This is a genomic window from Pseudomonas sp. Yb2C2, assembly GCF_052112325.1.
Taxonomy (GTDB): domain Bacteria; phylum Pseudomonadota; class Gammaproteobacteria; order Pseudomonadales; family Pseudomonadaceae; genus Aquipseudomonas; species Aquipseudomonas marginalis.
Genome location: NZ_JAVAJK010000002.1, coordinates 275,460 through 288,990, shown reverse-complemented (window position 1 = coordinate 288,990; position 13,531 = coordinate 275,460). Strand labels below are relative to the sequence as shown.

Annotated in this window: 11 protein-coding genes; 3 read left to right on the top strand and 8 right to left on the bottom strand. The window is 61.4% G+C overall.

Going from position 1 to position 13,531, the window contains the following annotated elements:
• The first annotated feature begins 13 nt into the window (after positions 1-13).
• The 3 genes from Q8X51_RS03630 to Q8X51_RS03620 are packed head-to-tail and all read left to right on the top strand — an operon-like array spanning position 14 to position 4,294.
• Positions 14-1,138, top strand: a complete 1,125-nt coding sequence (locus Q8X51_RS03630; protein ID WP_065926536.1) for a GNAT family N-acetyltransferase — start codon at positions 14-16, stop codon at positions 1,136-1,138.
• Entirely contained in the window at positions 1,138-2,907 is a 1,770-nt protein-coding gene (locus Q8X51_RS03625) for a sensor histidine kinase (RefSeq protein WP_065948873.1), read from the top strand. Before Q8X51_RS03630 ends, Q8X51_RS03625 begins: the two co-directional genes overlap by 1 nt.
• A complete protein-coding gene (locus Q8X51_RS03620; RefSeq protein ID WP_065926534.1) occupies positions 2,897-4,294 on the top strand; it encodes a sigma-54-dependent transcriptional regulator in 1,398 nt (465 codons plus the stop codon). The genes Q8X51_RS03625 and Q8X51_RS03620 overlap by 11 nt, the downstream gene beginning before the upstream one ends.
• A 218-nt stretch (positions 4,295-4,512) precedes the next feature.
• Here the strand turns inward: Q8X51_RS03620 and Q8X51_RS03615 are convergent, their stop codons facing one another.
• The 8 genes from Q8X51_RS03615 to glpD form a co-directional block, all read right to left on the bottom strand.
• On the bottom strand, positions 4,513-4,851 hold the full coding sequence (locus Q8X51_RS03615; RefSeq protein WP_065926533.1) for a GlpM family protein: 339 nt from the start codon (positions 4,849-4,851) through the stop codon (positions 4,513-4,515).
• Positions 4,851-6,188 (bottom strand): sigma-54-dependent transcriptional regulator, encoded by a 1,338-nt coding sequence (locus Q8X51_RS03610; RefSeq protein WP_065926532.1) that lies wholly within the window; start codon positions 6,186-6,188, stop codon positions 4,851-4,853. Before Q8X51_RS03610 ends, Q8X51_RS03615 begins: the two co-directional genes overlap by 1 nt.
• On the bottom strand, positions 6,185-8,086 hold the full coding sequence (locus Q8X51_RS03605; protein ID WP_065926531.1) for a sensor histidine kinase: 1,902 nt from the start codon (positions 8,084-8,086) through the stop codon (positions 6,185-6,187). The genes Q8X51_RS03610 and Q8X51_RS03605 overlap by 4 nt, the downstream gene beginning before the upstream one ends.
• A gap of 158 nt (positions 8,087-8,244) precedes the next feature.
• Positions 8,245-8,979: an amino acid ABC transporter ATP-binding protein gene (locus tag Q8X51_RS03600; protein WP_065926530.1), complete on the bottom strand. Its 735-nt coding sequence runs from the start codon at positions 8,977-8,979 to the stop codon at positions 8,245-8,247.
• Positions 8,976-9,647, bottom strand: a complete 672-nt coding sequence (locus Q8X51_RS03595; RefSeq protein ID WP_027604601.1) for an amino acid ABC transporter permease — start codon at positions 9,645-9,647, stop codon at positions 8,976-8,978. The genes Q8X51_RS03600 and Q8X51_RS03595 overlap by 4 nt, the downstream gene beginning before the upstream one ends.
• Positions 9,647-10,393: an amino acid ABC transporter permease gene (locus Q8X51_RS03590; protein ID WP_024073702.1), complete on the bottom strand. Its 747-nt coding sequence runs from the start codon at positions 10,391-10,393 to the stop codon at positions 9,647-9,649. The genes Q8X51_RS03595 and Q8X51_RS03590 overlap by 1 nt, the downstream gene beginning before the upstream one ends.
• A 194-nt stretch (positions 10,394-10,587) precedes the next feature.
• On the bottom strand, positions 10,588-11,514 hold the full coding sequence (locus Q8X51_RS03585) for a glutamate/aspartate ABC transporter substrate-binding protein (protein ID WP_027604600.1): 927 nt from the start codon (positions 11,512-11,514) through the stop codon (positions 10,588-10,590).
• A gap of 312 nt (positions 11,515-11,826) precedes the next feature.
• Positions 11,827-13,365, bottom strand: a complete 1,539-nt coding sequence (gene glpD, locus Q8X51_RS03580) for a glycerol-3-phosphate dehydrogenase (RefSeq protein WP_027604599.1) — start codon at positions 13,363-13,365, stop codon at positions 11,827-11,829.
• Positions 13,366-13,531 lie beyond the last annotated feature (166 nt).

Here is a 13,531-nt window from a genome sequence, read left to right as displayed (position 1 = left end):
CAAGGGAAACGATGTGATCACCACCCAAGCCTTCCCGACCATCCGGGCCCTCCAGCGTAGCGCCTGGAACGACTGTTTTCCCGGTGCCCTGGAAGACTGGGACTATTACGTCGCCGTGGAAAACGCCGCCATCGATGACTTCCAATGGCGCTACCTGGCGGTTTACGACAATGGAACGCTGGTGGCCGTGGCCGCCGCCTTCATCACCCATTATCGCCTCGACACCACGGTGTCGGGCGCCGGCAAGCGTTTGGCCGAACGTGTGGAGCGGCTGTGGCCGGGTGTTTTGCAATTGGGCCTGTATGCCATTGGCTCCCCGGTAGCCGAGCGTTGCGACGCCGGGGTGGCCAGTGGCGTGCCCGAGTCGCGTCGCCCGTTGTTGCTCAAACACTTGCTGGAAGCCGCGCGCCAGGATGCCGATGATTTCGGTATCGGCCTGCTGGCGGTCAAGGATGCACCCAGCCAGGATCCCCATTGGCTCGACAGTTGCCGGGTGGCGGGTTTTCAAAGCATGCCGGGCTTGCCCACCGGGGTGTTGCCGCTGCCGTACGGTTCGGTGGACGCCTACCTCGGTTCGCTGGGCAAATCCACCCGCAAGGACTTGCGCCGCAAGCTGCGTGCACCTGGACCACGGGTGGAATGGCGCGGCAATATCGACGACGTGCTGCCCGAGGTCATGGGCCTGTACGAAGCCACATTGAAGCGCGCCGAGTTGCAGTTCGAACACCTGCCTGCCGGCTATTTCACCGGCGTGCTGGAACGCCTTGGCGATCGCGCCGTCTGTGTTCTTTACTGGGTCGACGAGCAGTTGGTGGCGTTCAACCTGCTGCTGCTGGACGAGCACCGGTTGGTGGACAAGTTTTTCGCCCATGACGTTGCGTTCAGCCGTGACTACAACCTGTACTTCCGCAGCTGGCTGACCAACGTCGACTACTGTATTCAACACAATATTGCGGTGTATGAGTGCGGCCAGGCCGGGTATGCCAGTAAGCTGCGCCTGGGCTGCGAGTTCCAGGGCAACAGCGTGTTTTTCCGCCACCGCAACCGGCTGGTCAACGGCCTGCTCACGCTTGTAAAACTGTTTATTCGACCGGATCGTTCCGACCCTGCCATGGCTGCTGCGATAAGCGAAACCTGATGATCACCAAGACCCGCCAGAAAGCCCGCCCCTTTGCCATTTCGCGCTGGAGCGTCCAGCGCAAGCTGGTGCTGGCGTTCTGGCTGGTCAGCGTGATTCCCACCATGATCGCGGCGGAGCTGGCGGCGACCACGCTGTCGCAGATTTTCGACAGCAACGTGCGTATCTGGCTGCAGGAATCGACCAAGATCGTCAAGGACGAGATCGGCGACATCCTTCACGACAACGCGCGCATGGCCAAGCTGTTCCTGCGCTACACCAGCCCGCCCTCGAGCCGGCAGGCGGCCAAGCATGACCGGCTGACCGCGGACATCGCCGATGCCACCGACATCGACGTGGTGGCGCTGATCCGCACCAGCGATCAAAAGGTGGTGTTCAGCACCGCCTCCGATGACATCGTCAAACAGATCAGCCTGACCAGCAACGCGGTGCTGCAGACCGTGCAAGTGGCGGGGGTGAGTACCGGGATTGTGGTCTCGACCTTCGAAACCAGCCAGGACGGCGTCGACTACCGCCTGTTGGTGGCGACCTACCTGGACAGCAGCTTTCTCACCAGCGTGGCCGATGTGCATTCCCTCGACCTGCGCCTGTACCTGGCCAACCCCGAGGGGTTCTCGGAGATATTTTCGACCCAGCGCTTCGTGGATCACCCGGCGCGTATCCCGAAAAGTGTCGAGACCGCGATGCGCAGTACCAAGCAGCCCAGCGAGCAGTTCACCAACAGCTACAGCGGGTTGTACTGGCCGATTTTCAACGACGCCGGTGACCTCCAAGGCGTGATTTTCAGCGGACTGTTGCGCCATACCAGCCTGGTGGGGCTGGTGAACCAGAGCAACCTGTTCGTGCTGATTTTCCTGCTCAGTTCGGCATTGTCCCTCGCGGCCGGGGTGCTGGTGTCACGGCGCCTGACCAAGCCGTTGCGGGACTTGTCCGAAGGCGTGAGCGCGGTGATCTCAGGCAACTACGCGCACCGCGTGCTGGTCAGTGGTGGCGACGAACTGGCGCAATTGAGCAGCACCTTCAACCATATGACCGAGCGCCTGGGCGAGCTGCATCACCTCGAGGCCCAACTGCGCCGGCGTGATCGCCTGCATGCCCTGGGTGAAGTTGCCATGGGCCTGGCCCACGAGATCCGTAACCCGTTGGGCATCATCAAGACGGCGACCCAGTTGTTGCACCGCCGCGTTGATCTGCCGGACGCCGACAAGCGCCACCTGGAATATGTGATCAGCGAAGTCAGCCGCATCAACGACTTGATCACCGAGTTCCTCGATTTTGCCAAACCCAACCCACCGTTGCGCGTGCTGCAGCCGGCCCGTCCATTGGTGGAGGAGATCCTGGGCTTCTGTGCGCCGGAACTGGCCAGCCATAACATCGACGCGCAGATCGACGACCAGGCGCCGGGGGCGACGATCTACGCCGACGCCAAGCAACTCAAGCAGGCCTGCCTCAACCTGATTCTCAACGCCATCGATGCCATGCCTGAAGGCGGGCGCCTGACCCTGGGGATTCGCAGCGAGGGCGACAACACCGTCATCACCATCGCCGACACCGGCCAGGGCATCGCGCCGGAGATGATCGAGCGCATCTTTACGCCATTCGTCACCACCAAGGCCTCTGGCACGGGCCTGGGCCTGGCCAAAGTCTATTCGATCATGGAAAGTCACGACGGCAGCATCGAATGCGCCAGCGAAAACGATGCCGGCGCCACCTTCAGCCTGTACATTCCAGCGACAGGCGAAGACGACGAGGACAGTCATGACGCATAACATTCTGGTAGTCGACGACGAACCCAAGCTCTGCGACCTGCTGGCGTCGGCCCTGGGCCAGAACAGCGTGCAGGTGTTCATTGCGGGCAACGGCCTGCATGCGCTCAAGGTGCTGGAACAGGAAGACATCGACCTGGTGATCAGTGACTGGCGCATGCCGGGCATGGACGGGCCGGCCTTGTTGGCCGAGATCAAGGTGCGTTATCCCCACGTGCCGGTGATCGTGATGACCGCCTACAGCACGGTGAAAAACGCCGTGCAGTCGATGCGCAACGGTGCCTACGACTACATTGCCAAACCGTTCGATATCGACGAGCTGGACATCACCGTGGCCAAGGCCCTGCAGTTTCGCGACATCATGCGCGACAACGCGCGCCTGCGCGCCGAGCTGGATGAGCAGGCGCAGTTCGACAGCCTGGTGGGCGACAGCCCGGCGTTTCGCAAAGTGTTGCAGGCGGTGGATTCGGTACGCGACAGCAGCACCACCATCCTGCTGACCGGCGAAAGCGGCACCGGCAAGGAAATGGTCGCCCGCGCCATCCACAAGCACGGCAGCCGTGCCGACAAGCCGTTTGTGGCGGTCAACTGCGCGGCGATCCCCGAAGGGCTGCTGGAAAGCGAAATGTTCGGCCATCGCAAGGGCGCGTTTACTGGCGCCGTGTCTGACCGGGTCGGGCGCTTCCAGCAGGCCGACAAGGGCACGCTGTTTCTCGATGAAGTGGGCGATATGCCTCTGGCATTGCAGGCCAAGATCCTGCGCGCCTTGCAGGAGCGGGTGATCGAGCCTGTGGGCGACCCCCGCGAGCGCAAGGTGGATGTGCGGGTGATCGCCGCCACCAACAAGAACCTGCTGGAGGCGGTGGCCAACAAGGAGTTTCGCGAAGACTTGTATTACCGCCTCAATGTGTTCCCGATCCCGCTGCCGGCCCTGCGTGAACGCGTGGAAGACATCGCGCCCCTGGCCCGTCACTTTGCCCGGACCCTCAGCGCCACTGCCGGCAAGCGTATTACCGGCTTCAGCCCTGAAGCGTTGCAGGCCATGGCCGCGTATCACTGGCCGGGCAATATCCGTGAGCTGCAAAACTGTGTGGAGCGCGCGACCATCGTGGCCGCCACGCCTGTGATCGAAGACATTGATTTGCCGGGCTATCTGTTTGCTTCCAAACCCAGCGAAGGCGGCGTGACCGCGATCCTCAGCGACGGGCCGGGGATTCCCCAGGACCTGGACGCGGCGCTGGCGGAGGTGGAGAAGGCCTATATCCTCGCGGCGTTGCAGGAGAGCAATGGCGTGCAGGCTGCGGCGGCGGCGAAGATCGGGATTTCCGAAAGGAGCTTTTGGTATCGCCTGAAGAAACTGGGCATCCAGGTCGACAAAATAGTCCGCTGATTAAAATGTGGGAGGGGGCTTGCCCTAATGTCAGTCAGTTAAGCGTACATCGCCTCCTGTAGGAGCGAGCTTGCTCGCGAAAAACGTCAACGATAACGCGTGCTTCCTGAATGAACGCGGCGCCTGTGAGTTTTTCGCGAGCAAGCTCGCTCCTACAAAAAGCCTTAAATGACTGGCATTAGGGCAAGCCCCCTCCCACATTTTTTGACCGAGTCGGGTCAGGTATGGAAGCGTACCCAGATACTCACCAGGATCGTCGCTGCCATCAGCCACGCTACCGCTGCGACGGCTAAAGAGGCCTCCAGCCGCATGCGGTCCACCATCACATACAACGTCGCCAAATACACAAAGTAGGGAATGATCGACCACATCCCGAACAGGATGGTGGTCTTCAAATCGTCCAGCGAACGGCCCTTGCCGACGATGTAATGGGCGATCAACGCAAAGGTCGGAAACAGCGGCACCAGCCCGGCGATGTAGTAGTTCCTGGTCTTGGCCAGCGCCGCCAGGATCAGCACCACCGCCGCGCCCAGGGCGGCTTTCAAAAAAAGATCCATCAGTGGCTCAACCCGTATTTCTTGACCTTGTCGAACAAGGTGGTCTTGGCCATGCCCAGTTCCTGGCTGGCCTGGGTCAGGTTGCCGCCGCTGCGTTGCAGGGCATCGCTGAGCAGGTTGCGTTCAAAGGCTTCCACCGCTTCGGTGAACGCCAGGCCTTGGCTGCCGCTGCTGGCCCCGCTTTTCTTGAAGGCGGGCAGGCCGAGGGCGAAGCGTTCGGCGACGTTGCGCAGTTCGCGTACGTTACCGGGCCAGTCGTGGCTCATCAGGCTGGAGAGGGTCTGGTTGTCCAGTTCCGGCGCGGTGCGGTCAAAACGCAGCGACGACTGCTGCAGGAAGTGTTCGAACAGCTGCAGGATGTCTTCGCGGCGTTCGCGCAGGGGCGGCAGTTCCAGGGTCACCACGTTGAGGCGGTAGTACAGGTCGCTGCGGAACTGGCTGGCGCGGCTCAGTTCGTCGAGGTCGGACTTGGTGGCGGCGATCACCCGGCAATCCACGGCCACGCTCTGGTTCGAGCCCAGGCGTTCCAGGGTGCGCTCCTGCAGCACTCGCAGCAATTTGATCTGCAGGTTGATCGGCATGCTTTCCACTTCATCGAGGAACAGCGTGCCTTCATGGGCGTGTTCGATCTTGCCGATACGGCGCTTGCCGGCGCCGGTAAAGGCGTTGGCTTCGTGGCCGAAAATCTCGCTTTCGAACAGGTTCTCCGGCAGGCCGCCGCAGTTGAGGGCGACGAACTGGTGGGCATGCCGGCGGCTGAAATCATGCAGGCAACGCGCGACCAGCTCCTTGCCGGTACCGGTCTCGCCTTCGATCAGCACGTTGGCCGAGGTGTCGGCGACGTTGGCGATCAGCTCGCGCAGGTTCTGCATGGCCGGCGAGCGACCGATGATGCGGCCTTCCAGCGAATCCCGCTCAGCCAACTGACGGCGCAGCGACCAGACTTCCCGCGCCAGCCCGCGTTGTTCCAGGGCGCGGCGGGCGACGTCGACCAGGCGCTCGGGGGAGAAGGGTTTCTCCATGAAGTCGTAGGCGCCATTGCGCATGGCGCCGACCGCCATGGAGATGTCGCCATGCCCGGTGATCAGCACCACCGGCAGGCTTTTATCCAGGGCCTTGAGACGGGTGAGCAGTTCCAGGCCGTCAATGCCCGGCAGGCGAATGTCGCTGATCACAATGCCGGCGAAGTTCTCGCCGATACGTTTCAATGCCTCCTCGGCACTGCCCACGCCCACGCTTGGGATATCTTCCAGCGCCAGCGCCTGTTGGCAGCCGAGCAGCACATGGGGGTCGTCTTCGACGATCAGCACGGTGAGGTCTTGAGGATCAATATTCATGTCGACTCAGCTTGTTGAGCGCCCACCAGCGGCAGGCTCAGGACAAAGGCAGTGCCACCGCCGGCCGGGTGCTCCACGGCGAGGGTGCCGCCGGTGGCTGCCGCGAGGCTGGCGGAGAGGGTCAGGCCCAGGCCCAGGCCTTGCTCGCCGGGTTTGGTGGTGAAGAAGGGTTCGAACAGATGCTTGCGCGCCTCGGCGTCGATGCCGTGGCCGTTGTCGCGCACCAGCAGGCGGTATTTGCCCTCGGCGGCGCTGCCTTCCAGCCACAACTCGGGAGCCGGTTGTGCCTGCATGGCGTCGAGGGCGTTGCCGATCAGGTTGACCAGGATCTGTTCCAGGCGGGTCTGGTCGATCTGCAATTGGGCCGGGGCAAAGTCGCGGTGCAGGCTCAGCGGCAGGCTGTCCAGGCGTGGGCCCAGGACCTGGAACGCGGCGTCCACCGCCTTGGCCAGGCTGGCTTCGCCCTGGTCATCGCCGCGTCGGGCAAAGGAGCGCAGGCTGGCGGTGATACGGCCCATGCGGTCGATCAGTTCGTTGATGGTCTTGAGGTTGGCGCTGGCGGTGTCCAGCGCGCCGCGTTCGAGGAAGCGCACGGTGTTGCCGGACAAGGTGCGCAGCGCGGCCAACGGCTGGTTCAGTTCATGGGCGATGCTGGTGGACATCTGGCCGATGGCCGCCAGCTTGCCGGCCTGTACCAGTTCATCCTGGGCGCGGCGCAGGGTTTCTTCGGCCTGGCGCCGTTCGCGGATCTGGCCCTTGAGCCGCTCGTTGCTGGCGCGCAGGTCGGCGGTGCGTTCGGCGATCCGCCGTTCCAGCTGGCTGTTGGCTTCCTGCAAGGCTTCCCGCGCCGCGAGGCGGGTGGCGATGACTTTGCGCCGCTCGTTCCAGGCAATCAGCAAAAACGCGACGAGGCCAAACGCGACAGCCACCAGGATGCCCTGGTTGATCGCCGCGCGACGCAGGTCGTTGAGCGGAGTGAGCAGGGTGAAATTCCACGGTGTGTCATTGAGTGGGCGGGTTTGCGCCAGGTAGCTGACTTCGTGCTCGTCGTTGACCACTTCAGTGTTGGCCGGGAAAGTCAGCTTCTCGCTGCGTTCATTCAAGCGCTCACGGGCCAGGGGTTCCAGTTCGTTGAGCGTGGCCCAGTAATATTGCAGGCTGTGGGCCAGGCGATCCTTGGTCTCGTCGCTCAGCGGTCGCACCGCCTTGAGGCGTCGAGCCGGGTCGCTGGAGAGAATGATGATGCCGTTCTCGTCGCTCACAAAGGCTTCGAGGCGCGCGCGTTGCCAGCGCTCTTCCAGGGCTTCGAGGCGCACTTTGACCACCGCCACGCCGATGATCTTGCCGTGTTCCTCCAGGCCATGGGCCAGGTAGTAGCCGGGTTCGCCGTTGGTGCTGCCGATGCCGTAGAAACGCCCGGGCTGGCCGCGCACGGCATTCTGGAAATAGGCACGAAAGGACAGGTCTTCACCCTGGTAACTGTCGGCATCGCGCCAGTTACTGGTGGCCAGCACACGGCCGGTGGTGTCCATCACGTAGATGGCCCGACTGCGACTGCGTCGGTTCAGGCCTTCGAGGTAGTCGTTGACCGTTTTGCGGGTTTCCTGGTTCGGCTCGGCCAGCAGCTTGGAGACGCTCGACTCCAGCTCCAGCAGGCTGGGCAGGTAGGTGTATTTGCTGATTTCACTTTCGACGGTGCGGGCATGCAGCTCCAGCTGGCGTTCGCCGTTGTCGCTGAGGGTGCGGATGCCGTAGTACTCACTGATCCAGAAGCCGATATAACCCAGGCCGATCATCAGAGCGATGATCAACGGCGGCAGGAACAGTTGGCGAATCAGACGAGGTTTCACGGCAAGTGATGGCGGTGCGGCGCGATAGAGGTTGGGGTCGCATTTCATCACAGATGCCTTGGGTCAGCTACCGCCCTCCGGCCAACTGTAGGAGCGAGCTTGCTCGCGAAAAACGTCAACGATGACGCGTGCATCCTGGATGTCCGCGGTGCTCTTGGGTTCTTCGCGAGCAAGCTCGCTCCTACAGGGTGGGAGTGAGGCTGTTTTTAGTGCTGCAGGATTTTCTCAAGGAAGTGCTGCGCGCGCTCGGAGCGGGCGCTGATGTCGCCGAAGAACTCTTCCTTCGGGCAGTCTTCGATGATCTTGCCGGCGTCCATGAAGATCACGCGGTCGGCCACTTTGCGGGCAAAGCCCATTTCGTGGGTGACGCACATCATGGTCATGCCTTCCTGGGCCAGTTGCACCATCACGTCCAGTACTTCGTTGACCATTTCCGGGTCGAGGGCCGAGGTCGGTTCGTCGAACAGCATGACGATCGGGTCCATGGCCAGGGCGCGGGCAATCGCCACACGTTGCTGCTGGCCACCGGAAAGCTGGCCCGGGTGCTTGTGGGCGTGCGCCGACAGGCCGACGCGCTCAAGCAGTTGCAGGCCTTTCTTGGTGGCTTCTTCCTTGCTGCGGCCGAGCACCTTGATCTGTGCGATTGTCAGGTTTTCGGTGATGGTCAGGTGCGGGAACAGCTCGAAGTGCTGGAACACCATGCCCACGCGCGAACGCAGTTTCGGCAGGTTGGTCTTCGGGTCGGCGATGGAGGTGCCGTCGACGATCACGTCACCTTTCTGGAACGGTTCCAGCGCGTTGACGCACTTGATCAGGGTGGACTTGCCCGAGCCCGATGGCCCGCACACCACGATCACTTCGCCTTTTTTAACCTCGGTGCTGCAATCGGTCAGCACCTGGAAGTCGCCATACCACTTGTTGATGTTCTTGATAGAGATCATACGGCAAACCTTTTTTGCAGACGCTTGACCAGCAGCGAGGCGGAAAAGCTGATGATGAAGTAGACGACACCGGCGAAGATCAGGAACTCATTGGAGCGCCCGATGATGTCGCCGTTGGAGCGGGCGGAGTTGAGGAAGTCCACCAGGCCCACGGTGTAGACCAGCGAGGTGTCCTGGAACAGGATGATCGACTGTTGCAGCAGCAACGGGGTCATCTTGCGGAACGCCTGGGGCAGGATGATCAGGCGCATGGTCTGGCCATAGGTCATGCCCATCGCTTGTGCCGCCGCCATCTGGCCCTTGGGGATCGACTGCACGCCGGCCCGCACGATCTCACAGAAGTACGCCGCTTCGAACATCATGAACGCCACGACGCAGGAGGTGAACGCACCGATCGGCGTGTCTTCGCCGGTGATCCAGCGCAACACGAACGGCACCGCCAGGTAGAACCAGGTGATCACCAGCAGCAGCGGGATCGAGCGGAAGTAGTTCACATAGGCGCCGGCCACCCGGGACAGCAGTTTGCTGGACGACAGGCGCATCAGTGCCAGGATCGTCCCCAGCGCGATACCGCCGATCACGCCCATGACCATCAGCTTCAAGGTCATGACCATGCCGTTCCACAGGCCCGGGATGGCGGGGATGATGCCGCTGAAATCGAGTTCCATTATTTACCCCCCACGGAGATCAGGCCGGGCACTGCGACTTTCTTCTCGACCACGCGCATCAGCAGCATCAGGCTCATGTTCAGGGTGAAGTAGATCAGCGTGGCCAGGGTGAAGGCTTCAAACAGGTTGGCCGAGAACTCGGCGGTCTGTTTGGTTTGCGCCAGCAGTTCCATCAGGCCGATCAAGGACGCCACGGAGGAGTTCTTGAAGACGTTGAGGAATTCCGAGGTAAGCGGCGGAATGATGATCCGGTAGGCCTGGGGCAGCAGCACGTTCCAGTAGATCTGCGGCAACTTGAAGCCCATGGCACGTGCAGCGGCCTCTTGGCCCCGTGGCAGCGCCTGGATACCGGTACGCACTTGCTCGCACACACGGGCAGCGGTGAACAGGCCCAGGCACACGACAACGCTCAGGTAGGCCGAGGTGGTCGGGTTGAGGTCCTGTTTGTACCAGTCCTGCAGGTTCTGCGGCAGCAGGTCGGGTATCAGGAAGTACCAGATGAACAGCTGCACCAGCAGCGGCACGTTACGAAACAGTTCCACGTAGCAGGTCGCGATGCCCGATACGAGGCGGTTTGGCACAGTGCGCATGACCCCCAGAATGGAGCCCAGCAGCAAGGCGATAATCCATGCCACGACAGCGATGGCGATGGTCCAGCCCAGGCCGGCGATGTACCAGTCGAGATAAGTCTCGCTGCCCACGCCGGTGGACTTGAAGAACACGCCCCAGTCCCAGTTGTAATTCATTAGGGTCTCCCCTCGAGATCGATCGATGTACAAGCACCCGCTTGGGGAAAGTCCATTCCCGCCTGGCGATGAACGCCAGGCACACGCGATCGGCTCGAAAACCGCCCGGTCGAGTGTTCCAAAGTATAGCCAGCAGGTAGTAACAGACGCCTGAGGGAGGGTTGGCTCCCTCAGGCGATAAGGTTAGTCAGGAATCAGATTTTTACTTCAGGCGCCGGCTTGTCGGTCGGGTTCTTGATCAGTTCCTTAACCTTGTCGCTCATTGGGAAGTTCAGGTTCAGGTTTTTTGGTGGGATCGGGCTTTCGAACCACTTGGCGTAGATCTTGTTGATTTCGCCGGACTTGTACAGGCCAACGATGGCGTCATCCACCGCTTTCTTGAAGGCAGGATCTTCTTTGCGAACCATGCACGCGTAGGCTTCGAAGGACTGTGGAGTACCGGTGATGACCCAGTCATCCGGCTTCTTGGCCTTGGCTTCTTCACCGGCCAGCAGGGCGTCGTCCATCATGAAGGCTACGGCACGGCCGCTTTCCAGCATCTGGAAGGACTCGCCATGGTCTTTGGCGGAGATGACGTTCATGCCCATCTGCTTGTCAGCGTTCATCGCCTTGATGATGCGCTCGGACGTGGTGCCGGCGGTGGTCACGACGTTCTTGCCTTTCAGGTCGGCGAAGTCGGCGTAGCTAGGCTTGCCTTCCTTGTCTTTCTTGACCAGCAGGCGAGTGCCGATTTCGAAGATGTTGGTGGTGAAGGCGACTTGCTGGGCGCGTTCGGCGTTGTTGGTGGTGGAACCGCACTCGATGTCGACGGTGCCGTTCTGAACCAGCGGAATACGGGTCTGCGAGGTGACCAGGTTGTACTTGGCCTGCAGATCGGGTTTGTTCAGGTCTTTTTTCAGGGCTTCGACGATGGCCAGCTGAATGTCGTGGGAGTAGCCCACAGGTTTGCCCGAACCATCCGCAATGTAGGAAAACGGAATGGAACTGTCGCGGTGCCCGAGGGTGATGGTGCCGGAGTCGTTGATTTTCTTCAGTGTGCCGGTGAGTTCGGCGGCAAAGACTGGAGTGCTGATCAGAGCAGCAGCGATAGCTGCGCCCAGGATATGGGGAACGATGCGCATCAATACTTCCTCGACATTTGTTTTTTTTATGAAGCCGGCTAGACGGCTCTCTTGTACAGCGAATGCCCGTGACGGCTCCTGAAGCGTCCCAGGCAATCGTCTGGGAGTGTAGAGCATGAGTCGTGCCAGACCGAAAATAAAAGCTTAACAAGTTGATTTATATGATGATTAATTTTGTATGACGACAAATATGTAACCGTTTGATCCGGTAAACCGAATAGGCTTGCCTGTGGCGTTCGGAAAACCGAATGCCAGGCGGTATAAAAAAGCCCCTGGGCCTTACGGCGCAGGGGCTTTTGTGCGATGGGCCTGTCAGGCCGCTTCGATCTTGCTGCGGGTCTGCTCAACCTTGGACAGGTAGCGTTGCACGTTATCCTGTTCCTGTGGGGTGGTGAACAGGCCGAGTTTGGTCCGGCGCCATAGCACGTCCTGGGGCTGGGTTACCCATTCCTCGGCACACAGGTAATCGACCTCGCGGGTGTAGAGGCCGCCGCCCAAATGTTCACCCAGGTCAGCCAGCGACTGCACGCCTTCGAGCAGGCGCCAGGTGCGGCTGCCATAGGTGGTGGACCAGCGGCGCGCGATCTCGCTCGGCAACCAGTCGAACTTGCTGCCAATGGCCTCGGCCAGGGCTTCTGGGGTGGTCATGTCCTCGCCGCCGGGCAGGCTGGCGGTGGCGGTCCAGCTGGGACGCATCTGCGTGAAGTACGGGGCCAGTTGCGCCATTGCCGATTCGGCGAGCTTGCGGTAGGTGGTCAGCTTGCCGCCGAACACCGACAGGATCGGCGCCTCGCCCGTACCACCGGACAGCGACAGGGTGTAGTCACGGGTGATGGCCGACGGGTTGTCCGACTCGTCGTTGCACAGTGGGCGCACACCCGAGTAGGTGTGGACGATGTCGTCGCGGCTCAGCTGTTTCTTGAAGTGCGCGTTGACCACCTTGAGCATGTAGTCGGTTTCACCTTCGGTGATCGCCACTTTCGCCGGGTCGCCGGTGTATTCGCGGTCGGTGGTGCCGATGATGGTCAGGTGGTTCAGGTACGGAATGGTGAAGACGATGCGCTGGTCTTCGTTCTGTAGGATGTGCGCGTGGGCGCCTTCATACAGCTTCGGCACGATCAGGTGGCTGCCCTGGATCAGGCGGATACCGTAGGGCGAGTCCAGCTTCAGGTCGTCCTTGATGAACTTGGCGACCCACGGGCCGGCGGCGTTCACCAGGGCGCGGGCACGGATCGAGAACAGGCTGCCATCGGCGCGTTCCATGTTCATGTCCCACATGCCATTGCTGCGATGGGCACTGATGCAGCGGGTCTGGGTATGGATGTGCGCACCCTTTTCACGGGCCGCCATGGCGTTGAGGACGACCAGGCGGGCGTCGTCGACCCAGCAGTCGGAGTATTCGAAGCCTTTGGTGATTTCGCTTTTCAGCGGGCTGTCAGGGCCGAACTTGAGGCTCTTGGAGCCGGCGAGTTTCTCGCGCTTGCCCAGGTGGTCATAGAGGAACAGGCCGGCACGGATCATCCACGCCGGGCGCAGGTGGGGGCGGTGTGGCAGGACGAAGCGCATCTGTTTGACGATGTGCGGGGCCTTGGCCAGCAGCACTTCACGTTCAGCCAGGGCTTCGCGTACCAGGCGGAATTCGTAATGTTCGAGGTAGCGCAGGCCGCCGTGGATCAGTTTGCTGCTGGCGGAGGAGGTGTGGCTGGCCAGGTCGTCCTTTTCGCAAAGGAATACCGACAAACCGCGACCGGCTGCGTCTGCTGCAATGCCGACGCCGTTGATCCCGCCACCGATTACGGCAACGTCATAGACTTCGGCAAGCGGTGGAGCAGGCAAGGTAGAAGGGTTCATCGACTGGCCTCGGGAGCTTTTTCGTATTGGAATTCGAACATTAATGTTCATTTGCGAAAATGGTAGCTGATAAACGTGGGCACAGCCAGCCGACTTCGATTGAAAAAACTCATCGAAGGGCGGGAAAAGGAAAATTTGTGAACATAAGCCTGGGCAAGGCCCGAGA